The organism is Vibrio penaeicida (assembly GCF_002933855.1).
In the GTDB taxonomy this organism is placed as follows: domain Bacteria; phylum Pseudomonadota; class Gammaproteobacteria; order Enterobacterales; family Vibrionaceae; genus Vibrio; species Vibrio penaeicida_A.
The window spans coordinates 75,503-99,501 of the sequence record NZ_BFAQ01000022.1; the positions used below are offsets into that span (position 1 = coordinate 75,503).

20 protein-coding genes are annotated in these 23,999 nt (G+C 43.7%); 12 read left to right on the plus strand and 8 right to left on the minus strand.

Going from position 1 to position 23,999, the window contains the following annotated elements; genetic code table 11:
- Positions 1–126: 126 nt before the first annotated feature.
- Entirely contained in the window at positions 127–2,415 is a 2,289-nt protein-coding gene (locus VPNCDNU1_RS13010; RefSeq protein ID WP_104400710.1) for a zinc/cadmium/mercury/lead-transporting ATPase, read from the plus strand.
- Between the two features lie 535 nt (positions 2,416–2,950).
- On the plus strand, positions 2,951–3,709 hold the full coding sequence (gene udp, locus VPNCDNU1_RS13015) for a uridine phosphorylase (protein ID WP_104400711.1): 759 nt from the start codon (positions 2,951–2,953) through the stop codon (positions 3,707–3,709).
- A 76-nt stretch (positions 3,710–3,785) separates the two neighbouring features.
- Here udp and VPNCDNU1_RS13020 read toward each other — a convergent pair whose 3' ends face one another.
- The gene (locus tag VPNCDNU1_RS13020) at positions 3,786–4,949 is read right to left on the minus strand and encodes a DUF1887 family protein (RefSeq protein WP_104400712.1); all 1,164 of its coding nucleotides are present in this window, start codon (positions 4,947–4,949) and stop codon (positions 3,786–3,788) included.
- Positions 4,950–5,208: 259 nt separating this feature from the next.
- Complete coding sequence (locus tag VPNCDNU1_RS13025) at positions 5,209–7,200, minus strand: methyl-accepting chemotaxis protein (RefSeq protein WP_104400713.1); 1,992 nt, start codon at positions 7,198–7,200, stop codon at positions 5,209–5,211.
- Positions 7,201–7,550: 350 nt separating this feature from the next.
- Between VPNCDNU1_RS13025 and hinT the strand changes: the two genes are divergently transcribed.
- From hinT to ycfP, 6 genes are all read left to right on the plus strand, one after another.
- Entirely contained in the window at positions 7,551–7,901 is a 351-nt protein-coding gene (gene hinT / locus VPNCDNU1_RS13030; RefSeq protein ID WP_104400714.1) for a purine nucleoside phosphoramidase, read from the plus strand.
- Between the two features lie 143 nt (positions 7,902–8,044).
- Entirely contained in the window at positions 8,045–9,373 is a 1,329-nt protein-coding gene (locus VPNCDNU1_RS13035; protein ID WP_104400776.1) for a COG3014 family protein, read from the plus strand.
- Entirely contained in the window at positions 9,373–9,765 is a 393-nt protein-coding gene (locus tag VPNCDNU1_RS13040; protein ID WP_104400715.1) for a YcfL family protein, read from the plus strand. The genes VPNCDNU1_RS13035 and VPNCDNU1_RS13040 overlap by 1 nt, the downstream gene beginning before the upstream one ends.
- Positions 9,766–9,774: 9 nt before the next feature.
- The gene (gene lpoB / locus VPNCDNU1_RS13045; RefSeq protein ID WP_101115468.1) at positions 9,775–10,365 is read left to right on the plus strand and encodes a penicillin-binding protein activator LpoB; all 591 of its coding nucleotides are present in this window, start codon (positions 9,775–9,777) and stop codon (positions 10,363–10,365) included.
- Positions 10,366–10,429: 64 nt separating this feature from the next.
- Positions 10,430–11,287, plus strand: a complete 858-nt coding sequence (locus VPNCDNU1_RS13050) for a phosphotransferase (RefSeq protein ID WP_104400716.1) — start codon at positions 10,430–10,432, stop codon at positions 11,285–11,287.
- Positions 11,288–11,431: 144 nt separating this feature from the next.
- Positions 11,432–11,980 (plus strand): alpha/beta hydrolase YcfP, encoded by a 549-nt coding sequence (gene ycfP / locus VPNCDNU1_RS13055; RefSeq protein ID WP_104400717.1) that lies wholly within the window; start codon positions 11,432–11,434, stop codon positions 11,978–11,980.
- Between the two features lie 126 nt (positions 11,981–12,106).
- Here the strand turns inward: ycfP and VPNCDNU1_RS13060 are convergent, their stop codons facing one another.
- Positions 12,107–12,589, minus strand: coding sequence for a type II secretion system protein (locus VPNCDNU1_RS13060; protein ID WP_104400718.1), 483 nt, complete (start codon positions 12,587–12,589; stop codon positions 12,107–12,109).
- 533 nt (positions 12,590–13,122) lie between these two features.
- Between VPNCDNU1_RS13060 and VPNCDNU1_RS13065 the strand changes: the two genes are divergently transcribed.
- Entirely contained in the window at positions 13,123–14,412 is a 1,290-nt protein-coding gene (locus VPNCDNU1_RS13065; protein WP_104400719.1) for an NAD(P)/FAD-dependent oxidoreductase, read from the plus strand.
- Between the two features lie 131 nt (positions 14,413–14,543).
- Here the strand turns inward: VPNCDNU1_RS13065 and VPNCDNU1_RS13070 are convergent, their stop codons facing one another.
- From VPNCDNU1_RS13070 to VPNCDNU1_RS13085, 4 genes are all read right to left on the minus strand, one after another.
- A complete protein-coding gene (locus tag VPNCDNU1_RS13070) occupies positions 14,544–15,089 on the minus strand; it encodes a GNAT family N-acetyltransferase (protein ID WP_104400720.1) in 546 nt (181 codons plus the stop codon).
- A 21-nt stretch (positions 15,090–15,110) separates the two neighbouring features.
- Positions 15,111–15,875 (minus strand): peptidoglycan binding protein CsiV, encoded by a 765-nt coding sequence (locus tag VPNCDNU1_RS13075; protein WP_104400721.1) that lies wholly within the window; start codon positions 15,873–15,875, stop codon positions 15,111–15,113.
- 80 nt (positions 15,876–15,955) lie between these two features.
- Positions 15,956–19,414, minus strand: a complete 3,459-nt coding sequence (gene mfd, locus VPNCDNU1_RS13080; RefSeq protein WP_104400722.1) for a transcription-repair coupling factor — start codon at positions 19,412–19,414, stop codon at positions 15,956–15,958.
- A 5-nt stretch (positions 19,415–19,419) separates the two neighbouring features.
- Positions 19,420–19,989, minus strand: coding sequence for a PilZ domain-containing protein (locus tag VPNCDNU1_RS13085; protein ID WP_104400723.1), 570 nt, complete (start codon positions 19,987–19,989; stop codon positions 19,420–19,422).
- A gap of 177 nt (positions 19,990–20,166) precedes the next feature.
- Between VPNCDNU1_RS13085 and lolC the strand changes: the two genes are divergently transcribed.
- From lolC to lolE, 3 genes are read left to right on the plus strand one after another with little or no spacing between them, the layout of a single operon-like run.
- Entirely contained in the window at positions 20,167–21,375 is a 1,209-nt protein-coding gene (gene lolC / locus VPNCDNU1_RS13090; protein ID WP_104400724.1) for a lipoprotein-releasing ABC transporter permease subunit LolC, read from the plus strand.
- The gene (lolD, locus tag VPNCDNU1_RS13095) at positions 21,368–22,066 is read left to right on the plus strand and encodes a lipoprotein-releasing ABC transporter ATP-binding protein LolD (protein ID WP_104400725.1); all 699 of its coding nucleotides are present in this window, start codon (positions 21,368–21,370) and stop codon (positions 22,064–22,066) included. The genes lolC and lolD overlap by 8 nt, the downstream gene beginning before the upstream one ends.
- A 12-nt stretch (positions 22,067–22,078) precedes the next feature.
- Positions 22,079–23,320 carry a lipoprotein-releasing ABC transporter permease subunit LolE gene (lolE, locus tag VPNCDNU1_RS13100; RefSeq protein ID WP_104400726.1) on the plus strand — a complete coding sequence of 414 codons (1,242 nt, stop codon included), beginning with the start codon at positions 22,079–22,081 and terminating at the stop codon, positions 23,318–23,320.
- A gap of 160 nt (positions 23,321–23,480) precedes the next feature.
- On the opposite strand, the gene VPNCDNU1_RS13105 is transcribed toward lolE, so the two are convergent.
- Positions 23,481–23,996, minus strand: coding sequence for a DUF2062 domain-containing protein (locus tag VPNCDNU1_RS13105; RefSeq protein WP_101114947.1), 516 nt, complete (start codon positions 23,994–23,996; stop codon positions 23,481–23,483).
- Positions 23,997–23,999 lie beyond the last annotated feature (3 nt).

Sequence of the window (23,999 nt, forward strand, 5' to 3'; positions counted from 1 at the left end):
TGACCTTAGACTCGACTCCAAGGTGTATAGTCAATATCAGTTAATGCATACGACCTACTGTTCATATGCGAGCCCAAAGAATTTGCCATGAGCTATTGGGTACAAACGATAAAAAGGATAATGACTATGTGCATAAAACACGAAGGCTGCAGTAACAAAAATACTGCTTCTAGTCTGTCTATTAGCAGTTGCGCTCCTATCGCGCCTTTAGACAGCAATACCAAAATTGGACACTGTTGCGATAGCGATACGTGTTCTGGTGGAGGCGAAATTTCTTCGATAGAAGAGGAAAGTGAGCGGCTGCCAGAAGGTGATACACTTTCTGGCAGTTGGAAAATATTGGGTATGGATTGCCCGTCATGCGCTCGAAAAGTTGAAAATGCGGTATCTTCACTTTCTGATGTTTCACAAGCAAAGGTTCTATTCGCCACAGAGAAACTGGTGGTGCAATATTCACAAACAGAAACCTTAGCATTGGTAGAGCAAGCTGTTCTCAAAGCTGGTTTTCAATTCGAACAACCTCAAAATTCCAAACCATCCATTGCAGATGAAAACAAATGGTTAACGCTTTTTAAAAGCAACCTCAACATTATTTCACTATCCAGCGCAATGGCGGTGTCAGCCGTTATCAATCAATTTTCTCCGGTGATAGCCTCGTGGCTGTTTACGCTGGTTTGCCTTGCTGGTCTTTATCCAGTCGCTAAAAAAGCTTTCCAATTAGCAAGAAGTGGGACACCTTTTGCTATAGAGACGTTGATGAGTGTCGCCGCAATTGGTGCCCTGTATCTCGGCGAAACCGTGGAAGCGGCGATGGTATTGCTGCTTTTCTTACTCGGAGAAAGGCTGGAAGCTTATGCCGCTTCTAGAGCGAGAAGCGGGGTGCAATCTCTCATGGCATTAGTCCCTGAAACCACGACTCGCATTGAGGGCAATACTCGTGTTGAAGTGGCAGCGGCTGAGTTGGTCATTGGGGATGTTATCGAAGTCGCACCAGGCGACCGCTTACCTGCTGATGGAAAGTTGTTAAGTAGCAGTGCCAGTATTGACGAAAGTGCGCTGACTGGCGAGTCGGTTCCCGTCGAAAAGCAGGCAGGCGAGCAGGTGATGGCAGGATCGGTTGTTGCCGACAAAGTGATTAGGCTAACCATTACATCCGCACAAGGCGAAAATGCGATAGACCGTATCCTTCACTTAATTGAAGAAGCAGAATCCCAAAAAGCGCCTCTGGAACGTTTTCTAGATAAATTCAGCCGTTGGTATACGCCATTGATGATGCTGGTTTCGCTGTTGGTCATTATTACGCCACCCCTATTATTCTCGCAGCCATGGGAAACTTGGGTGTATCGCGGATTAGCTTTATTGTTGATTGCATGCCCTTGTGCTTTGGTTATTTCAACGCCAGCGGCTATTACGTCGGGCTTGGCGACCGCAGCCAAACGTGGCGCGCTTATCAAAGGGGGAGCCGCTCTCGAACAACTCGGAAATATTGAGTCGATAGCGTTCGATAAAACGGGTACGCTGACCCAAGGTAAACCCGAAGTGACCGATATTATTTCTTTAAATGAGCGTTCAGAGGAATTTCTTCTTAGAGACGCCGCTGCGGTGGAAGTAGGGTCATCACACCCATTGGCAAAATCGTTAGTAAAGAAAGCGGAAGCCGTCGGTATAGCACTGCCAGAAGCTGAAAATAAGCAAGCGCTGGTGGGAAGTGGGATAACAGGTATTGTGGATGGAAAATCTTTATCATTGATTTCGCCTTCCAAGTTTCAAGGTACTGTCACTGAAATCGATAGAGAGCGGGTGGAATCCCTCGAGTCCAAGGGAAAAACAGTTGTTTTGGTCATTGTTGACGATGTGCTCGAAGGGTTAGTTGCGTGGCAAGATACGCTTCGCTCCGATGCAGCTGAAGCCATTCAGAAGCTAAAAAGCCTTGGTATCGATTCCATAATGCTAACCGGTGACAATCCATTGGCTGCAAAGGAGATGGCACAACAAGTATCGATGGATTACAAAGCGAGTTTGTTGCCTGCCGATAAAGTGACCTATGTGAACCAAATGGCTTCTCAAAAAAATACCGCAATGGTTGGAGATGGTATTAACGATGCGCCAGCCATGAAGGCCGCATCGGTCGGTATTGCCATGGGAGGTGGAACGGATGTTGCCCTTGAAACAGCGGACGCTGCTTTAACTCATAGCCGACTGGTAGAGTTACCTGCAATGATTGAGCTATCTAGAGCTACGTTAAGAAACATCCAGCAAAATGTGGCTCTGGCGTTAGGGCTTAAAGGCATCTTTTTGGTTACTAGCTTGTTGGGTATTACTGGTCTTTGGGTTGCTGTGCTTGCTGACAGTGGAGCAACGGCATTGGTGACATTAAATGCGTTGCGTCTGCTGCGGTTCAAACCCCAGGCTTGAGGGAGCTCAAGAAGGGGCGTCCGGATACTTCGATTTTGATCTAGTTCCCACGTCTAGATGTATATTCAATTCATAACTTTTAAGGATGGTTTGTTGCTTGAACCATCCTTTTTCTGCCTTATTAAGTGCTCTATACCCAAGTATCTTGAGGTCATTTGGGTATAGATGACCTTGTCTGCCAAAGATTGAGTACTCAAAATATGAAACTATGCGGCAACCGAATTTGGCTCTTGTTCGGTAAATCTCATGCGAATTTGCACTTAAGTGTGATGCAAATCGATTAAATGTGAAATTTACTGATATTTGCTAAATGAATTCGTGAATTTGATCACCAATTGTTGGCTTTTAGTCAGTTACAGTAATTCTGTACCCATTAATCAATCTAACTACCTCAAAGCTTTTATCAAGCTGAACTCAAATGAGCTCGGCTTGTTCTCCTTTTTTCTGGAGAAAGTAAAAAAATAAAGTGAAGGATAGAATTCCTTTTATAATTTATTGGGGTGACAGAAACAAAACGACAACAAAGGAGTCCTTTATGTCTGAAGCTGTATTTCACCTAGGTGTTACCAAAGAAGATCTTGCTGGTTCTACATTGGCTATCATCCCAGGTGATCCTGCTCGAGTTCAAAAAATTGCTGAGCAAATGGAAAACCCTATATTTTTGGCAAGCCACCGTGAATATACGTTGTACCGTGCAGAATTAGATGGAAAGCCTGTTGTTGTTTGTTCTACAGGTATCGGCGGCCCTTCAACGTCTATTGCTGTTGAAGAGCTAGCTCAACTGGGTGTCCGTACCTTCTTACGTGTAGGTACTACTGGTGCTATTCAACCACATGTGAATGTGGGCGATATGATCGTAACCACTGGGTCTGTTCGCTTAGACGGTGCTAGCCTTCACTTTGCACCAATGGAATTCCCAGCTGTAGCAGACTTTGATATTGCGACAGCGATGAAAGAAGCGGTTGTTGAAGCTGGTGCAACTGCGCATACAGGTGTAACGGCATCAAGTGACACTTTTTACCCAGGTCAAGAGCGCTACGATACGTTTTCTGGCCGTGTTGTTAAGCGTTTCCAAGGTTCAATGCAAGAGTGGCAGGACATGGGGGTTCTAAACTTTGAAATGGAATCTGCAACATTGCTAACCATGTGTGCGAGTTCTGGGCTTAAAGCGGGCTGTGTCGCAGGCGTTATTATTAACCGTACTCAAAAAGAAACACCTGACCACAGCACATTGAAAGAGACAGAAGCGAAATCGATCAAAATTGTGGTCGAAGCTGCACGTAAAATGTTGTAAAACCAGCTAACACAAGAAACGAAAAAGGGCATCACTGATGCCCTTTTTGAGTATTGGGAGAGAGGCTTAGTGAGCTTTAGTCTAAATCTTCGTGCCCGCCAGCATCTTTAAACCAATGAGCGAGGTTTGACTTTAGATCTTTTAATTCATCGGGTCCAATTAACGCCAGCCCTAAATCCTCGGCGCGAGTAATGTCATTGTGACGAAGCGGGCGGAAGCTCACCAACATAGCACGGGCTTGCAAGCCTCCCAGTAAATCTCGGAGTGATTCCAACTTGTAAAGCGTGTCGTCTCCGTCGTCTCTCATGCCTTTCGTTTTACATTCAATAATGTGTAGCTTGTTATTGACGACTGTCGCGACATCTAATTCATTCCGTACTTCTTTTTCACCCAATTGGCGATAGACCTGAACGTTCAATGAGCGATCTTGAATGGTAGGGAGTTCGTCTTGAATTTGCTTTACAGTGCTATGTACTAGGTTTTCCAACCACTCACCATTTGAAAAGCGCCGTGCGTCTTCGTTGGCGAACGTTAAGATTCCATTTTCATAGGTAGCCAGTTCAGTATCAACAAGATCAGAGATGAGCATGTCCAGTTCTCGGTAACCTTGTTGCTTTTCAGTCAGTGATACATCCAGTTTCTGTTCTTTACGACAGGTTGTCGCGAGGTAGTTGAGAGTAGCCAGACCTGGACCAAGTTCAAGAGCATTTCCAGCCCAGCGTTCACCTAATTGATAGAGTTTTTGATCCAGTTGCTCGGGAATGACTTGTTCGGAAAACTCGCTTCTAGCCCCAAAAATGGTGAGGTAATCTTCAATTTTTATATGATCTTGCACTTGAGCATCTTCGCGCCCGTCAGGATATAGCCAGCAAAGCTTGTCACTAAAAGGTTCAACCACAAATATTGGCCAGTGATAAGTGCGAAATACCTCGTAAACAGACAACAATCGATGCCTCAAACCACAACTGGCATTGAGCTTTACTTCTACATTTCGACTTTGTAAATCTTCCGCAAGCGCTTGAATGGATTTTTTAATTTTTGACGTGTTAACCGCACTCGGGATTTCATAAAATTCGGAAGTTATGCCTCTAGGCGCTAGTATCGAGTAGAGTCTTTGGTACATTGATTCTTGATTCTTATCGCCAATGAATACGATATGCGTACTTACTGTTCTGTGATCCAAAAGTGGCGTCACCAGTCGCACAGGATCTTGATCGATAATACCTACATGTACGGCCATTTCATGTCCTCAATAAACGGACCTGCTGGAAAATGAGAGTTGAAAAATCAGCAAGTAATTAAGTTATGGGGATGGGGTAAATAAATAACAAGAGCTATGCGTGGAAAACCGCATCTTTAAAATGTGGGCATAAAACCGAGAGTAGAAAACAAGAACTGTTCACATGTGTCGCTGACGTGTTAAATGATGCAACGGTTTTTGGTGAGGAAGCAAGCCCACTTTGAAAGTGGGCTAGACGTTGTTTATTTGAATGCTAGGCTTAAAGCTTAAAGCGGTGAACAATATCACCCTGCTGACTGGAAAGACGTGTTAGGTCTTGGCTTACCGTAGCAATTTCGGACATCGCTTCATAGCTTTGATTCGCTATGTTGTTAATGCCGTTTAAGCTTCGAGCAATACTACCGGATGTCGCTTGTTGCTCTGCTGCCGCCTGCGAAATGTGATTACTCATATGGCTAATCTCTAAAATCAGAGCCTGAATTTCTTCCATAGCGCTGTTCGCATCGGAGGCCTGAGTAACAGATTGCTCCATATCACTCATGCAGCTTTTTATTACTTGATTAGCTGATTGAGAACTGCTTTGGAGGTTACTGATCATGCTTTCAATTTCACTGGTGGAGTGCGTTGTTTTTTGAGCTAGCACCCTAACTTCATCCGCAACAACGGCAAAACCACGACCCTGTTCTCCAGCGCGAGCGGCCTCAATGGCTGCATTTAATGCAAGCAAGTTGGTTTGCTCTGCAATACTTCGAATAACATCCAATATAGAGCCAATCTCACTGCTCATTTGTTGAAGTTGAGAAACGGCATTAACTGAATCATTTAATCGGGTTTCAAGCTGATTGATCGTTGAAATATTCGCATTCATTATCTTTCTGCCAGATTCCGATGCAGACTCTACTTTATGAACCATATCAGACGAGCTTTGCGCGCTTTGTGCAACTTCGGTAACGGAGTGCTCCATTTCCGTCATCGCGGTGGCGACCCCTGCGGTTTGCTCTCGCTGGGTATTGAGTTGGCTTTGGGCTCCCACTGAAGTGCTTCTATTCGCAGACGCAACTTCGGTTAGCTCATCGGCTGCTTCATTGAGCTCTCTCAAAATGTCGTGAAGATTGTCGGCCAGTGAGTTGATATGACGGCTTACTCGGCTGAATTCGTTGTTGTAGCGAATATCAATCCGTTTCGTCATATCTCCATCTGTGAGGCTTTCTAATGTTGCCAATATTCGCGTTAGTGGTTCACGAACACTGTGTGCAACGTGGTAGCCAATTCCAAGAGCGATTGCACATACAATCACACCGATACCGATAGCCTTAATATAACCTTCTTCGTACACTGTTCCCGCTTCCTCAAGCGACTTTCCAAGCTGGTTTGAAGCGGTTTCGTTGAATGATTCAAGTAACTTCATTGAGTCATCTACTTTAATGGCTAAGTTAGCAATGTTGTCGTAGAGCTTTTGACGTGCAACTAAATAGGTATAGTGCTGATCCAATACGCCACCCGCTTTTCCTACATCGCGAGTAAACTGGTTAACGGACTCATCGAAGACTTCTTTTAAAGATGGAAGTTGATTAACCAGTCCACGGTATGCGTAATTTAAATGAGTCACGGCCTTTTTATTCTTGTTTACGGCTGCTTTCACAAATTCCGCATCACTGCTTGCAAGCGCATCAGACGTGACAGTTTGAGAATCTTTCAATTTATCGAAATAACTCCCCGACATGACTTTTACGGCGATGTTATCTTGCTTATTTACGTACTCCTTCATGCGAACGCTGAGCTCTGTGTGCAATCTTTGGAAGTTGCGAGATGATTTTTGTACATCTTCTTGAGCAGAAAACATGGCTTTGTAGTTGTCCATCGCTTCGATGGCTTCCTCAAAATATTGACCTTCCATCTGACGTAACTCCTCAATTCTTGGAGCGATTTCAGGAATAGAACGGCTGGCTTCTTCCAAAGCAATCAGAGCTTCTTGAAAACTATTTTGAGACTCGATGAACGCTGTTTTGGAGCTATCCATTCGAGATTGACTTTGTGTGGTCAGGAAATCCTTAAATGCTTTATCAGCAGAAAGTAACCTTACACTTGTTTGGTTAGACATTGAAACTAAAGGTAGAGACGTATTTGAAACCGTCTCGAAGTTGGTGTGTATTTTTTCCATTCCACCCATCATGATAGTGATGGTTGCAATGAAGAGCACTACAATGAGTGCAAAGCCCGCATACATGCGCCGTATGACTGAACCCTTCATACGTTCTCTCCCAGATCAAAAAAGGCTCGAAAAGTGTCAGAACCTACAATTATTTATCTAATTGAGGTATCGACTGAGCCAAAAAATAAATAAATGTTGCCGAGGCATTTTACGACGAGTATCAAGATTTTACTTTGACGAGCTTTAAAGTTTCCGTATGTGATATGGATTCAGAAGCATTTTAGGTAACAAAATTGTAACTACGGCGTACTATATAATGTGTGTGTTATGTACAGTGTTTTTTATTGTTATATGTATTGGGTTCCGCCATACTATTGTATCTATATCAAAAAGATATTGTATGTACTTAGTGTTCATTACTGCGGTCAATCACTCAGGAGCTCGCGATCATGGCTGAAGAAACCATATTTACAAAGATTATCAATAAAGAAATTCCAGCAGATATTGTATTCCAAGACGATATGGTAACTGCGTTTCGTGACATTAACCCTCGCGCTCCTAAGCACATTCTTATCATCCCCAACAAACTTATCCCCACCACGAATGACGTAGAAGCTGAAGATGAAGCTATGATGGGGCGTATGTTTACCGCAGCGAGAAAAATCGCAGAGCAAGAAGGCGTGGCACAAGATGGCTACCGCCTCATTGTGAACTGCAACGCTCATGGCGGCCAAGAGGTATACCATATACACATGCATTTGGTTGGTGGGCAACCACTTGGCCCTATGCTTATCAGCTAATTAAGATGGATTTGATAGTATTCATCGTCTATTAAAAAACAAAGCAAACGTTAGGGGCCGGAGTGTTTTTTGTTCGAAAAACAAGTTTAATCCAGAAAGCGGCAGTTATTGGCTCAAGTGCTCTTTTGAGTGCTTGTGCGACGATGTCTGCCGGAAACCTGTTTAGCCATTACAGTGCGCAAACACAAGAAGTCTATTTTGCTGTTCGCAACGGAAATTATCTTGAAGCTCAAGCCAGTCTAACTCACGATATTGCCGGTCCGATTTTGGATAATATGGAAAAAGGCAGGGTGTCTTTTTTGGCAGAAGACTACCCACAAAGCTTATCGTTTCTGCAAGTGAGTGATAACGCGGTAAAAGTATTAAACGATAGGGCAACCATTTCTGTCAGTGAGACGGCTTCATCGGTAGGGGCATTGGCCACAAATGACAATCTTACGACCTATGAACCAGCAGACTACGAATTGGGCTTTTTACATTTATATTTAGGGCTGAATTACCTTAAAAAAAATGACTTATCTGGTGCTCTCGTTGAAATGCGCAGAGCCAATCAAGTTCAAGAGCAAGCCAAAAAACGCAGGCAGTCTGAACTCGAATCGGCGCAAGAATCAGCAACACAACAAGGTGTCTCGCCAAACATTGCCTCAATCATGGCTAAATATCCAGACGCAGGTAAAACGCTTCAAGCTGTTCAAAATGGTTACTTACTTTATTTGTCAGCGTTACTTTATGAAACAGATAATGATTTAAACAGTGCTTATATTGACTACAAGCGTGCATTAGCGGTTATGCCTGAGAATGAAGAGGTCATTGATGGTGTGTTGCGAGTAGGTCATAAACTCGGCATGAGGCAAGATTTAAAAACGTACGAAGCGCGCTACGGCAAATACTCTAAACCACCAAAAGACAAAGGTAGAGTGATTGTTTTAGATGAGCAACGTATCGTGAAAGCGATGGATTCTTGGAACTTTTCTTTACCCATATACAGTTCTAGAGATGACCTGACATCAATCTATAGTTTGGCGTTACCTTATTACCCGAATATTGAAAATTACCCATCGGCAAGTTTGATGCTAAATGGTCGGTCTTTAAATGGCTCGGAGTTAGTGGACGTCAATCTAATGGCACAAAACAACCTTAACGAGCGGATGCCAAGCATTGTGATTCGTCAAGCGTTGCGAGTTGTTGCAAAAGATCAGCTTAGAAGAGAAGCTGCAAAAGGTGATGATGTCGGTAACGCATTATTCAGTATTTGGAATGCACTTACAGAGCAAGCAGACACCCGCAGTTGGCAAACATTGCCTGCCAAGGTGTACAGTAGCAGTCAACAAGTGAATTCAGGGGAACATACTCTCGTTGTGAACGGTCAAAACTATACTTTCAATGTTAAAGCCGGACAAACTACTTTGGTTTGGGTATCACGACAAGGGACAGGATCGTCAGTGTGGCACAAACAATTAGGGGCTATCTAATGAAAAGATTATCGATTGTATTATTGTCTGCGATTGCAGCGTTCGGTTGTGCTCAGGCACCTACCGCTGGCTTGAGTATCGATGGGCAATCACAAAGAGTGATTATGAACGACAACGCGTTAGGCGGTCGTTTAGATATCGACAATATTGATACAGATGAAGTGAATGGTCACGCGCGTGGCATTGTTCGTCTGGCTAGCCAATACAAAGGCGACCAGCACGTGCAATATCGCTTTTATTGGTATGATGACAAAGGCTTAGAAGTAAACAGTAAACCTGGCGCTTGGCGCAAGGTCATCGTTAGAGGTTTTGAGACGATTTCGATTTCAGAAGTCTCTGTGAACCCTAATGCGACTCAATACCGTGTTCAAATTCGCCAAGCTAATAACTAAGGAAACATTATGAAAAAAAGTGCTATTGCCCTACTTGGACTCGCTGCAATTTTGGGTGGTTGTTCAAACCAAGTGTCTTATGGTGACGCTCAAGCTGTTGAAACGACCACTATAGATTTTGGTTCTACTGACTTACAAACAATTGCAGGTCAAATGGTAGACAGTATGCTTATGTCAGGTTCTGTAGCGGCAATCACTCGTGAGAGCCGTCCAATTGTTTTTGTAGAGCGAATCAAGAACAAAACCAGTGAGCATATTGATACAGAATCCATCACAGATTCAATCAGTACTAAAATGCTGAATTCTGGTAAGTTCCGTTTCGTTGATATGGACCGGGTTGAATCGGTACGTGAGCAACTGAACTTCCAAAACAATGACGAGCTCGTTAATCAAAGCAGCGCTATCCAGTTTGGTAAAATGGTGGGTGCTCAGTACATGCTGTACGGAAACCTAGCAAGTATCGTTAAGAACGCAGGAAGCGACCAAGACGTTTACTACAAAATGACAATGCGCTTGATGGATTTAGAAACTGGTCTAATTGAATGGGCTGACGAAACTGAAATCCGTAAGCAAAAATCTAAGAGCTTCCTAGGTCTTTAAGCTTTAGATCTATAAGCTTTAGATCTATAAACATTAAGTGAAGGGGTAGTGTTAAGTGGCAAAAATGGGATGGCAAGAGGCAATTCAACTCGATGATTCCTTAGTATCACTTACCGACTATTTTCCTGACCCACCAGAAGAGATGGAACTTCTCTCTGGTGGGCTTAGTAATCGATGCTGGAAAATATCCCACCAGGATCGTCAATATGTATGGCGACCTATTTCAAAAAGCACTTCAGTTTTTGGTATTTCACGAGCGAACGAATACTATCTTCTAATGGCGCTTGTTCCTTATCAATTCTCACCAAATCCAGTTCTAAATAATGAACGTGGATTACTCGTCAATTGGATCGACGGGCAACCAGTCGGCGATCAGATTTCTCAAGATGAGCTCTTGTTCACCCTTGCAACGATTCATAACGTTCAGATAAACAACAAGCCGATTCAAAAGCTGCTGTTTTCCGAAAAAGTCGATCATTTGTGGATGCAAGTTGCTAATGAACAGAAAGATGAAGACTTGGTTAGGCTTTATAAGAAACATCGTGAGCCACTGTATTTACCTGAATCATTAAAAACGTTATGTCATTTGGATTTAGGTGCTTACAACTTAATTCGAACGCGCGATGGGATAGGTGTCATCGATTGGGAATATTCGGCTATTGGTGACCCTAGGATGGATCTTGCAATGACGATTGAAGTTTCCAGTCTTAGCTCGGAAATAGCGGTTGCAATGTATTGCCATTATCGTGGGATCGATTTGTCCGATATGGGGGAGTGGCAACAGAATGTAGAATTGTGGTTACCTAAAATCCGACTGTTAGGGATGTTGTGGTATAAAATAGGTTACCAGTTGTGGGGCGACGATTTGTATCTTGAGCGATTCCAGCAAATGAAAATGGAGTTGTTGAAAACGCTTAATTGAGCGCAAGCGCATTGAAGACGGTTTAGTATAAAACTGCTAGAAAGATCACTTTCCTAAACATTCCCTTTTATTGATTCTTTAAAACCCTAGTGTTCGTGGTAGATTTGTTGAATAACAACATGAAATGGCACCTTAGGAGGTTCCATGATTATCTACTTGCACGGCTTTGACTCAACTAGCCCCGGAAATCACGAGAAAGTACTTCAACTTCAGTTTATTGACGATGACATTCGATTTGTAAATTACAGTACTTTGCACCCCAAGCATGACATGCAGCATTTATTAAAAGAAGTTCACAAAGCAATGGAAATGTCTTCCGATCCAAACCCGCTGATTTGTGGGGTAGGGCTAGGTGGATATTGGTCTGAGCGTATTGGTTTCTTGTCTGGTATTAAACAAGTCATTTTTAACCCTAATTTACACCCAGAAGACAATATGCAAGGTCGTATTGACCGCCCTGAAGAGTATGAAGACATCGCGACTAAATGCGTAGAGAAATTCAGAGCAAAAAATAAAGATAATTGCCTTGTGATACTGTCACGAGAAGATGAAATCCGAAACAACCAACTCTCGGCTGACGAGCTTGCACCGTATTATCAAGTCGTTTGGGATGAGTCTGAAACCCACAAGTTCAAAAAAATCTCTCAACACTTACAGATGATGAAGAAGTTTAAAGAACTAAGTCAAAGCTGAATATTAACTCGACGAAATTTCGCGGTAAGTCATGTATTTAAATGCCAATAACCGTTAGATATATCTTGCAAAAAATGCCACTTCAAAAGTGGCATTTCTTAGAACTGATCGTTGATGGTTTGAGTCTCAATTCATATCGTTTTTGCAAGTCTTTGATGAGTATTCAATATAACCTAGCGAGTTATTCCTTACATCTAGATAGCACCCTTTTGCCCTAATACTATCGACGTTGTCGTCTTTCAGCCCAAAATGGAAGATGACTCCATTCTTACCGTTGATCTCTCTTCTAGGGATGTAATCCGTCATTGTGATCGATGTATCGATAGCGTTTTTTAAGTTATCGGAAGTTGTGACAATATTCCCTTTTGTAATAAGAAGCTCTTTTCCTTCAACCTCGATTGTTGCGTCGGATCGTAAATGAATATTCTCTGTAAGGGCGATGCCTCGTACAAATGTGTTCGCGCTGCGTACAGCACTGCCAGCGCTTTCAATGACACTTGTTTTTGATGTATCAATGACTTCTATGAATCTAGGCGTCGCTACTGATGCGAGAACACCTAAAATCGCGATGACAACAATCATTTCGAGGAGAGTAAACCCTCGCTGCATTTTCGTACTCAACTTGTATAAACTCTGGAATGCTCAAATTTGTTGCCTACCCTATAGAAGCTTTTTATAGGGCGCGAGTGTAAAGGTTAAACGAAAACATCGATATATTAAGTTAATGCTCACTTAAGTTTCCTTCCTCTATATTATCCAACGGTAAGTAAAGCCTTAATACTTTGAATCCTAGCCAACTCCTATGGCGGTGCTACCACATAAAGGATGACATTTAATGGTTCAAAAACTCATCAATTAGTCTGAAAACAAAGGATTTCTTACAAACATAAGTTGCCAAGTTGGTGCGGGGCTTTATAATGATTTTTGAAGATATTTTTGATAAATATCAAAAAAATTTGAGAGCGAGTAAGAAACTTGCCCAATATGTATGTGCTAGAGCACACTTTGATCCAAATAGTGATTCCTTAGGTTTCCCTTCACTTCGTTGATATGAAGCTTCAATGCAAGCTCAAAAGAATTCAATGCTTTGGCTGTTTAATCGGCGGGAGCAAATATTTTTCATATTACATAGGAGTGTCGTTGTGACGCGTATTATAGTTGTAGGCGGTGGCGCAGGTGGACTTGAACTTGCAACCAAGCTAGGACGGACTTTGGGTCGAAAAGGGCGTGCAAACGTTACTTTGGTTGACCGTAAAGCCAGTCATTTGTGGAAACCTTTGTTGCATGAAGTGGCAACGGGTTCTTTGGATGAAGGTGTCGATGCTTTGAGCTACCGAGCGCATGCTAAAAATCATCATTTTGATTTTCAAATGGGAAGCTTAAAAGACATTGATCGAGAGCGTAAGGTTATCTTCTTGACTGAACTTCGCGACGAGCAAGATGAGCTTTTGATGCCGGAGCGAGAACTGGAATACGATATTCTTGTTATGGCTATCGGTTCTACTTCCAATGATTTCAACACTCCAGGTGTTCGAGACAACTGTATTTTCCTTGATAGTCCAGAGCAAGCTCATCGTTTCCGCACTGAAATGAACAATGAGTTCTTGAAATTGCATGCGAAAAACGGCCAAGGCACAGTTGATATCGCGATTGTTGGAGCGGGTGCAACAGGTGTCGAGCTTTCTGCCGAGCTTCACAATGCTGTCAAAGAACTCAGAACCTACGGTTTTGGGGATTTGGACTCTAGCAAACTCAATGTAAACCTTGTTGAAGCGGGTGAGCGGATTCTTCCTGCACTACCACCTCGTATTTCCAGCGCTGCACACCAAGAATTAACGAAACTTGGTGTTAATGTACGCACAGCAACCATGGTAACTCAAGCCGATGAAGAAGGCTTGACGACTAAAGATGGCGAGAAAATTCATGCTCAAATTATGGTTTGGGCTGCGGGAATCAAAGCCCCTGACTTTATTAAAGATATTGCTGGATTGGAAACAAACCGCATAAATCAACTGGTTGTTAAAGATACTCTACAAACCACGCGTGATGATGACATTTTTGTTATCGGTGATCTTGCACAATGTACTCAAGCTGATGGGAAATTTGTGCCACCACGTGCGCAAGCTGCTCACCAAATGGCGAGTCAGGCGTTTACTAACATTGTTGCCAAATTAAACGGACGAGAAATCAAACCCTATATCTACAAGGATCATGGCTCACTTGTTTCGCTAAGCCGATTCTCTACTGTTGGCAGTTTGATGGGGAACCTTACAAAAGGCTCCATGATGGTCGAAGGTCGGATTGCCAGAGTGGTTTACATATCATTGTATAGAATGCACCAAATGGCGCTACATGGCGTTGTTAAAACGGGTCTTATGATGCTCGTTGGTCGAATAAACCGCGTGTTGCGTCCAAACTTAAAATTGCACTAAATACGGTGTTTATTGCTAATCAATTAAAAGGGCTCGTATGAGCCCTTTCTGTTTGAAATCCATCTTGTTTTTACGCTTCCCCTTCATGAGTACGACCATTCTCAGGTGCGACGAATACTCAGGAAACATCGTTATTCAGGAATAATCGAATAAACGATGCCATCTTTGGGTTTCCCGTTATGAACGAAACGGTTTCGTGCCATTCCTTCACAGATGGCTCCGCATTTTTCAGCAATTTTATGACTGATGATGTTTTCAGGGTCACACACAATTTCAAGCCGAGTCAGTTTCATCTTACTAAAGCAGCATTCAATTAAAGCCTCTAGCGCTTCCTTTCCATAGCCTTGATGTTGGTATGAATCAGAAATCCAATAGCCCAAACATCCCATGTTGAAAGACAAATAGCGTTCAGTTAGAGCGACCATACCCATAAATTGGTTAGTCTCTCTATCAAAAACACCGAAGCCAAACGCCAGACCTTTTAACCAGTTAAGTCGATTGGCTATGAGGAAGTCGTAACCGTCTTCAGTTGAAAAATCGCTGTCGCACCAGTCTAGCCATTGATGGAGAGATGGGGAGGTTTGAATTGCTTGCGTAAACGACCCGACTTCTTCATTTTTAATCAAACGAAGTTCGAGCCGTTTGGTGATGATGCAAAAATCAGGTGAAAAGTGCATAGTCAGTACAGACCAAATGATCTAATTAACACGACGGACTTGAATAATCATGCCCATTAATGGGTGATCCAAATAATGGGTTTCACTGCTGCGCATACGTCGCTTCTGGTCCATGCGGTAAGGTTTAAGAAATTCTTCAACTTGCAATGTTGGGGAGACAGACTCCAAATTACCGATCTGAACAGTATCGTTGCCTTCTTCGGGTGTTAGCTCTAAAGTTTTTTCTTCAAATGCTACATCACGAATACTGGGCTTTTTTAAATCAAGTTTAATGTCTGCAAACAGGTAGTGCTGTACGTAAACTTGGAGTTTTCCTTCCAGTTCGTAGTTTGGTTGGAAATTGGTTTCTTCGGTAATTCCATCACCTAAATCTGCAACCAACTGGTTTTTAGTACGGGCTTTGCCTGTTTCATCGAACTGTTGAGAATAATCTTTACCTGCGTTGATGCGAAATACTGGTGCGCTGTGACTGCCTAGGTCTCCTTGTCGCCACGCGACATGAAGGAGAGGGGTAAATGCAGCGTGTTTTCTTAATGCATTGTATTGGGCGTTGAGAGCATAGCTTGATTTGGGTAGCAAGGTGGCACCTTTACGACGCATGCCCTCTGAATCTTGGAAAGAATAAGCACCCTCTAAAGCTATTTGTGGGTTTTGATTTGGCCAAGCTTCGTTCAGAATTTCGGGATCCACTGCGCGTTTAAACAAAATGACCTCTATATCAAATTGTCGGGCTGCCATAGATTCAAATGAAAACAGGCACAGCAGTAATGGGATCAGTTTTTTCATTGTTGCTCCGTCAGATAAGAGCGGCGGTATGCCACTCTTTGGCTGTAAATAGGCATTCGGTAAGCGTACCAAATTACGGTTTAACTTGGCAGGCGATTCTCTGCAAACTGTTGAAGTAAGTCGTTAATAAAACGTACTCTTTCACGGCGATCTGTTAATGGTATCGCAAACTTCAGCTTGGTTGGACCTTCCATTCCATATTTTTGCGGTGCTGATTGCAGCAATTTAACAAGAAATGCAGGGTTAATGTCAGCGGTAGGATAAAATTCAATAAATCCACCTTTAGCATGTGCTTCGATTTTCTTGATGTGCATCTTGCCAGCTGTCAGCTTCACCTCGCTTATCGCAAGTAAATTTTTAGCGGCATCTGGAAGCGTGCCAAATCTATCGATGAGCTCGACTTTCATTTCTGCCAATTCATTCTCTGTGCTCACACTAGCAATGCGTTTGTACATCGATAAACGTGTGTTGATGTCGGGAATGTATTCATCAGGTAATAGTGCGGGTAAGCGCAGTTCCACTTCGGTTTGATCTCGGAGAAGTTCATCCAGAGATGGCTCTTTCCCTTCTTTTAGTGCTTCTACTGCTTGCTCTAGCATTTCCATGTAAAGGGTAAAACCAACGGATTGAATCTGACCACTCTGATCATCACCTAAGAGCTCACCCGCACCACGAATTTCTAGGTCGTGCGTAGCGAGTGTAAAGCCTGCACCCAAGTCTTCAAGTGATGCAATTGCGTCCAACCGTTTAATGGCATCCTTTGTCATGGCTTTTGGATGTGGTGTGAGCAAATAGGCGTAGGCTTGATGGTGTGAACGACCAACGCGTCCCCTTAATTGGTGCAACTGTGCCAAGCCAAGATTGTCTGCTCTATCCATGATTATGGTGTTTGCCGTTGGTACATCGATCCCCGTTTCGATGATGGTCGTACAGACGAGAAGATTGAAACGCTGATGATAGAAATCATTCATGATGCGTTCCAGCTCTCTTTCTCTCATTTGACCATGAGCGACGGTAATTCGAGCTTCTGGAATCAGCTTTTCAAGATCAGCTGCGACCTTATCGATGGTTTCAACCTGATTGTGTAGGAAGTAAACCTGACCACCACGCATAATCTCACGTAGTACCGCTTCCCGCGTCACGCTATCTTCTCGTTCACGAACAAACGTTTTAATCGCCAGTCTGCGCGCAGGTGGGGTTGCAATGATAGAAAGATCACGCATGCCACTCATTGCCATATTCAGAGTTCGAGGAATAGGCGTTGCGGTAAGCGTTAATATATCCACATCGGCACGCATGGATTTTACTTTTTCTTTTTGACGCACACCAAAGCGATGCTCTTCGTCGACAACGAGTAATCCCAAGTCTCGGAATTTGATGTCGTTTTGTAAGAGTTTGTGAGTGCCAATAATGATATCGACTTTGCCATCTTTGACATCGGCAAGTATTTGCTTTTGCTCTTTGGCTGATTTGAAGCGAGACAGTACTTCCACGCGAATAGGGAGGTTAGCAAATCGGTCTCGGAAGTTTTCAAAGTGCTGTTGGGCTAACAATGTGGTAGGAACTAACACCGCGACTTGCTTGCTGTTGTCGGTAGAGACAAATGCAGCGCGCATCGCCACTTCCGTTTTTCCGAAGCCCACATCGCCACACACCAATCTGTCCATCGCTTTTGCTTGGCACATGTCTGATAAAACGGCGTTAATTGCCATGGCCTGATCATCGGTTTCTTCAAAAGGAAAGCTCGCTTTGAAGGTGGCGTATTGTTCTCGATCCAGTTTGAATTTGAATCCGGGTTTGAGTTCTCGTTTGGCGTAAACGTCTAATAATTCAGCGGCAACATCTCGAACTTTTTCCGCTGCTTTTCTTCGTGCTTTTGCCCACGCTTCGCCGCCAAGCTTGTGCAGAGGTGCACTGTCTTCTGCGCCACCTGAATAACGGCTGATAAGATTAAGTGAAGACACAGGAACGTAAAGTTTTGCCCCGTTTTGATATTCGAGCGTTACGTATTCAGTTTGCATTCCACCCGCTTCAAGCGTTTGAAGCCCGGTATAACGACCAATGCCGTGGTCTAAGTGAACGACGGGCTGTCCCGGTTTCAGCTCCGCCAAATGGCGAATAACGGTATCGGAATTTACTGCCTTACGATCTTTTTTACGCCTTTGAATCACTCGGTCACCGAGTAAATCACTCTCACAAATTATCGCGAGATTTGCGGATTCATGGATAAAACCATGCTCGGCAGCACCGAGAATCAACGTGGTTTTGTCTTTAGACTCGATGGCATGATTGAGGTGATTATGCTCGACGGGTTTTAGCTTGATTCGCTGCAGCAGTTCTAACAAAGCTTCGCGTCTACCTTCGGATTCAACCGAAAACACAACTTGACCGCTGAATTGTTCGATGAACTGGCGAAGCAATGCCATAGGTTCTTTGTGTTGGTGCTGAACGTGCAATTCAGGCAGGGCGCATATGTTTTCGTTTGAACGACCTGCTTTTTCTGAAATGGCTTCGATACTAAGTAGCGATTGAGGCAGTGACTTGAAGCGAGCGTACAATTCATCTTTTTTAAGCCACAGAGTTTCAGGCTCAAGCAAAGGACGAAGTGGATCTATTTTACGTTGATCAAATCGGTAATCCACATCCGTTAGAAATGTGTCTACCGCACTGTCTAAGTCACCGACCGTAACAAGTAGCGTATTGTCAGGAAGGTAGTCGAACAGCGTCTCTGTTTCTTCAAAGAACAACGGTTGCCAATATTCAATACCTGCTGGCCATGTCCCTTTACTGATTTGCATATAAATGGATTCGGGTTCTCGGCGCGCTTCAAATTTTTGGCGCCAACGCCCACGAAAGTCTTCAATGGCTTGTTCGGTGGTAGGGAATTCGTGAGCAGGCAGCAGTCGAATCTCTTGGATATCGTCGATCGAACGTTGATTTTCAGGATCGAAAGTACGAATACTGTCTATTTCGTCATCGAAAAAATCAATTCGATAAGGGTCACTTGCTCCGGTTGGGTATAAGTCGATGATTGAGCCACGGCTTGCGTATTCACCCGGACCAAACACTTGGTCTACATGCCTATAGCCAGATTTCTCCAATTGAAGGCGCAACGCATCCAGTGAATAATTATCTCCACTCTTCACCATTAAGGTGTGCTGGAGTAAGAAACTACGGGGAGACTGACGTTGGAGCAGGGTACTTACTGGGATGACGGCGATGCCATCGCTTTGGCTCGGCATCTGATAAAGGTGCGCAATCCTGTCAGAGATGATGTCCTGATGCGGTGAAAAATTATCATAAGGCAATGTTTCCCAATCTGGAAACAGGTGAACATCTCGCTGTGAAAATTGCTCGACTTCCGCTGAAAGCTTGAGCGCTAATTGAGGGTCAGGGACAACAAGTAATAGGTGCCCTTGATGTTGCTCTGCAAGCTGTGCGATTGCGATCGACAGCGCCGAACCTTTAAGGTTACCGACGTGCTTTTTATCTCCCGCGTTACTTGGTAACGCCAGAGAAAGAAGATTTGAATTAGGCATAACGTTTATTTTCGGTCGCGTTCCAGTGAACGTTGTCTGAGTAGTTTTTGTTGTTGATGAAGCGCGGCTTTGATCAGCAAATCTTGATCTTCTTCACGCAAGAGAGAGAATGATATCGTGATTTTATTGGATTGTTCGCTCTCTTCACATTCCACGACTTCGCCATAACAGTAAATGGCTGCGGCTGGAAACTCCAGAAAAATTTTGGTCCGTACCTGACGCCCTATTGGTAATGCATTATTAGAAAAGTATGTGAACTGGCTAGCGCCAAAAGAAGTCGTGGTATGGCTGAATGCAGGGTCATTTTGTTGAGAAAGCATATAAGTAAGCAATAAGTTCAGCTTACTGTTCTGAGTTTCCAACAATTGAACAACATGAGACAAGTCGCTACTGCGTAATTCGCCTATGGCCTTTTCTGTTACGGTATCGAGAGAACTGAATTCGCTTGCGACCAAGAAAGGCGCCGGAATCTCAGTAACAAACTGCTCTAAATCCGGAAGAATGAATTCGGAATCTAGCGGCTCGATGTTGACTGATAGACCATGTTGGACGGTAAAATACTCTTGCTGGCTCATACTGCAATTCCTTTCTGTTAACCTTTTGATTATCGTCATGTAGGCGTATGAATCAAGAAAACCCCTCGTATATGTCGTTTTTTCGTCAATTTAGTTCTGCAATTCTCAGTAAAGACTACTAAATCAGTGTCTTTCTCGTTACATTACCGACCAGAGATTTATCAAGGTTCCCTTAATATGTTCCATCCCATTTCAATTTACATCGGGTTGCGCTATTTGCGCGGAAGGTCAGGAGATCGCTTCAGTCGCTTTGTTTCTTTTATGTCGACAGCTGGCATAACGATTGGTGTCCTGGCGCTAATTACGGTCACATCCGTAATGAACGGATTTGAAGGGCAACTCAAAGGGCGAATCTTGGGTGTATTACCTCATGTTGTTATTAGTCAGGATTCCGGAAAAACGGTAAGAACTGATGTGCCACCAGAATTTCTTTCTCAGTATTCATTTTCTTCCAAACCTTCCCCTATTGTTCGGTCTGAAGCGGTTATACAAAGCCCAGTTCAATTAAGTGCTGGTATGCTTTTAGGCATTGATCCTGCGTTAAATGACCCAATAGGGAAACATTTGCTTGGTGGAAAGCTAGACCAGCTGGAGCAGGGTGAATACAGAGTGTTTTTGGGTCATACCTTGGCTCGTCAGTTAAAAGCGAGAATTGGCGATAAAGTGAGGATAATGGTGACAGGTGCAAGCCGATTTACACCTTTAGGACGAATTCCGAGCCAGAGAAACTTTACCGTAGCCGGCGTATTCAATACGGGCTCCGATGTAGATGCGCAGTTGATGGTCGCAAATATTAATGATGCAGGTCGATTGCTTCGATATTCTTCCGACACGATTACGGGTTGGAGACTGACTTTTGATGACCCATTCATTGTGTCTGAATACGCCTCGGTCTCTCTACCCAGTGGGTGGAAATGGAGCGATTGGCGCGAGCAAAGAGGTGAGCTATTCCAAGCCGTTAAGATGGAAAAAAATATGATGGGTCTGATGCTAGGGCTTATTGTTGCTGTTGCGGCATTTAATATTATTTCTGCGTTGATTATGGTGGTAATGGAGAAGCAAGCTGAAGTCGCCATTCTAAAAACGCAGGGTTTATCCAATTTTCAGGTAATGACCGTGTTTGTTGTACAAGGTGCGAGTAGCGGAATTATTGGCTCTTTGGTGGGGGGCTTGTTAGGCGTAGCGCTTGCGACAAACATAAACGGTGTATTAGAAACGTTTAACTTGAGTTTGTTTGCCGTCGGCGGTGAACTGCCCGTTCTTATCAATTATTCGCAAGTTTTCACCATCATCATACTTGCAGTGGCATTGAGTATTGTTGCCACGTTGTATCCTTCTTATCGGGCTTCGTCCGTCAAACCTGCTGAGGCACTTCGTTATGAGTAAATTACTTCTTTGTGATTCTGTCTGTAAAACCTATCGCGAAGGGAGTGTAGAAACCGAAGTTCTAAAAGGAGTGAGCTTTGCGTTGGACGCAGGAGAGCTGGTTTCTATTGTGGGGTCTTCGGGTTCTGGAAAAAGCACGTTATTGCACGTTTTAGGAGCACTAGATGATGCTTCTGAGGGAGAAGTGTCGTTTCAAGAGCAAAGCCTAAAGGCGTTATCGAGCAATCAGCAAGCGAAGCTGCGCAATCAACACATTGGTTTTGTGTATCAATTTCATCACCTTCTAGCTGATTTTACCGCCGTTGAAAACGTCGCTATGCCTCTTATGATTGGCGGTTCATCTCCAAAGCAGGCAAAATCAAAAGCAGAGAGCTTGCTCACTAAAGTAGGGTTAGCACATAGGTTGGCGCACCGACCTGCTGAACTTTCTGGTGGTGAGCGGCAAAGAGTGGCTATCGCTAGGGCTTTAGTGAATGAGCCTGCTCTGGTACTTGCCGATGAGCCAACTGGTAATCTAGACCACACTACGGCTTTGGCTATTTATGACCTTATGCGTGAATTAAATCGAGAGTCTGGTACGGCATTTCTTGTTGTTACCCATGACAATGAACTTGCTGACAAGATGGATCGAAAGCTGCACATGCAAGATGGGTTATTAGTTCACGAAAATGAAATGCGTGCCGCGCACTAAGAGGCTGACCAGATGTTTTCTCTTTCCTTACTGATTGGAAGCCGCTTTAGCCGTGCAAAACAGCGGAACAAATTAGTTTCGTTTATCTCTTTGTCTTCTACGATTGGTATTGCTGTCGGTGTGGCTGTTGTGCTTATCGGTTTATCTGCAATGAACGGTTTTGAGCGCGAACTTGAAAACCGTGTGCTTGCGGTTATTCCTCATGGTGAGCTTGAAGGGTTTAATGCCCCTATTTCAGATTGGCAAACTGTTGCGAGAACAGCAGAAGAGCATGAAAAAGTGATCGCGGCTGCGCCCTATATTCGGCTAACTGGTTTAGCGGAGAAAGGGCAAACACTAAAGGCAGTGGAGATAAGAGGTGTCGACCCTCAATTGGAATCACGAGTGTCGAACCTATCTGAGTACATTGGTGAGGAAGCCTGGCAGAATTTTCGCTCCGGCAGTAATCAAGTGATATTAGGAAAGGGGATTGCGGATCACCTTGGGGTAACGCTCGGCGAGAGCATTACTTTGTTGATTCCTCAAACGAGTAATTCACTGAAAGTACGCTCTCCAAAGCGTGTTCGCCTGAAAATCGTTGGGCTTTTGTCTTTAGGTGGCCAAATCGATCATGGGCTGGTATTACTGCCTTTGGAAGATGCGCAAAAGTACTCTGATATTACAGAAGGCGTAACGGGCGTTTCCATTAAAACGACCGATGTCCTTAATGCCCAAACGATTGTGCGTGAAGCGGGTAACACGTTGCAAGTAAAGGTGTATCTAAAAAGCTGGCAACAAAAATTTGGATTCTTGTACCGAGATATACAATTGGTTAGAACCATCATGTACCTAGTAATGGTATTAGTGATCAGCGTTGCTTGTTTCAATATCGTGTCCACTTTGATGATGGCGGTAAAAGACAGGCTTTCAGAAATTGCCATTCTAAAAACGATGGGCGCGACGGATGGGCTTATTCGTCGTACTTTTGTTTGGCAAGGGGTATTTTCTGGAATAACGGGAAGTCTTGCTGGCAGTGCTTTAGGGGTGCTCGTTTCGAGTAATTTGACTGTTTTAATTAAAGGGCTTGAAAGTCTCGTTGGTCATCAATTTTTGTCGGGAGATATCTATTTTATCGACTTCTTACCCTCCGAGATTATTTGGCAAGACGTAGCGCTGGTTTCTGGCACCGCAGTTATCTTAAGCCTATTCGCTACGCTTTATCCTGCATCTAGGGCCAGTCAAACAAACCCAGCGAAAGTGTTAAGTGGTAAATAACCCGATTTGAATTGGAAAGTGACGAACTTAAAAGGGCTCAATGTGAGCCCTTTTTTGATGGTAGTAACTAAATCTGATTATGAGAAACAGCGTGATTACATTTAGTTGTATATCGGCTCGGAGCGTTAGACTTCCAGTTACTTGCGGTTAGAAAAATCCTCTAACGTACTCGCACTCCACGTTTTTGCCAGCTACGGACAACGGAGTAACGCCAAATCCCGCGTATGCCAAAGTAGCCTGCCATGGCACTGACTACGCCGCAGATAGCGCACCCAAGAATGAACGGGGGACCGATGGTCGACATTTGAGCAACAATAAAATCCCAAGACAGCTCAAAGTGAAAGGTTTGCGGTGGAACAGACATAACTACAGCGCCTACTTTATAAGCGAAGTAGAACAAAACGGGCATGGTAATAGGGTTGCTGACCCAAACGAGCGCGACAGAAAGTGGCAGATTCACTCCGCAAGCAATAGCAAGACCGGCTGCCATGATCATTTGGCTAGGGAGTGGAACAAATGCCATAAACAAACCAACGGCAAATGCACCAGCGGCAGAACGACGATTTAGGCACCACAAGTTTGGGTTATATAGAACGTTGCCAAAGATTTTAAGGGCTTTTTGACGTTTGATTAATTCGTGATCGGGCAAGAAACGTCGGATTAGTTTTTTTGGCATAGG

Excerpts from the sequence above, each read along its gene's own strand:
- VPNCDNU1_RS13035 (WP_104400776.1), top strand. The coding sequence starts at position 8,045 with ATGTCTGCCGGAAACCTGTTTAGCCATTACAGTGCGCAAACACAAGAA.
- lolC (WP_104400724.1), top strand. The coding sequence starts at position 20,167 with ATGTTCCATCCCATTTCAATTTACATCGGGTTGCGCTATTTGCGCGGA.
- lpoB (WP_101115468.1), top strand. The coding sequence starts at position 9,775 with ATGAAAAAAAGTGCTATTGCCCTACTTGGACTCGCTGCAATTTTGGGT.
- VPNCDNU1_RS13070 (WP_104400720.1), bottom strand. The coding sequence starts at position 15,089 with ATGCACTTTTCACCTGATTTTTGCATCATCACCAAACGGCTCGAACTT.
- hinT (WP_104400714.1), top strand. The coding sequence starts at position 7,551 with ATGGCTGAAGAAACCATATTTACAAAGATTATCAATAAAGAAATTCCA.
- VPNCDNU1_RS13010 (WP_104400710.1), top strand. The coding sequence starts at position 127 with ATGTGCATAAAACACGAAGGCTGCAGTAACAAAAATACTGCTTCTAGT.
- VPNCDNU1_RS13060 (WP_104400718.1), bottom strand. The coding sequence starts at position 12,589 with ATGCAGCGAGGGTTTACTCTCCTCGAAATGATTGTTGTCATCGCGATT.
- VPNCDNU1_RS13085 (WP_104400723.1), bottom strand. The coding sequence starts at position 19,989 with ATGAGCCAGCAAGAGTATTTTACCGTCCAACATGGTCTATCAGTCAAC.
- VPNCDNU1_RS13050 (WP_104400716.1), top strand. The coding sequence starts at position 10,430 with ATGGGATGGCAAGAGGCAATTCAACTCGATGATTCCTTAGTATCACTT.
- ycfP (WP_104400717.1), top strand. The coding sequence starts at position 11,432 with ATGATTATCTACTTGCACGGCTTTGACTCAACTAGCCCCGGAAATCAC.
- VPNCDNU1_RS13075 (WP_104400721.1), bottom strand. The coding sequence starts at position 15,875 with ATGAAAAAACTGATCCCATTACTGCTGTGCCTGTTTTCATTTGAATCT.
- VPNCDNU1_RS13025 (WP_104400713.1), bottom strand. The coding sequence starts at position 7,200 with ATGAAGGGTTCAGTCATACGGCGCATGTATGCGGGCTTTGCACTCATT.
- VPNCDNU1_RS13105 (WP_101114947.1), bottom strand. The coding sequence starts at position 23,996 with ATGCCAAAAAAACTAATCCGACGTTTCTTGCCCGATCACGAATTAATC.
- mfd (WP_104400722.1), bottom strand. The coding sequence starts at position 19,414 with ATGCCTAATTCAAATCTTCTTTCTCTGGCGTTACCAAGTAACGCGGGA.
- VPNCDNU1_RS13020 (WP_104400712.1), bottom strand. The coding sequence starts at position 4,949 with ATGGCCGTACATGTAGGTATTATCGATCAAGATCCTGTGCGACTGGTG.
- VPNCDNU1_RS13040 (WP_104400715.1), top strand. The coding sequence starts at position 9,373 with ATGAAAAGATTATCGATTGTATTATTGTCTGCGATTGCAGCGTTCGGT.
- lolE (WP_104400726.1), top strand. The coding sequence starts at position 22,079 with ATGTTTTCTCTTTCCTTACTGATTGGAAGCCGCTTTAGCCGTGCAAAA.
- udp (WP_104400711.1), top strand. The coding sequence starts at position 2,951 with ATGTCTGAAGCTGTATTTCACCTAGGTGTTACCAAAGAAGATCTTGCT.
- lolD (WP_104400725.1), top strand. The coding sequence starts at position 21,368 with ATGAGTAAATTACTTCTTTGTGATTCTGTCTGTAAAACCTATCGCGAA.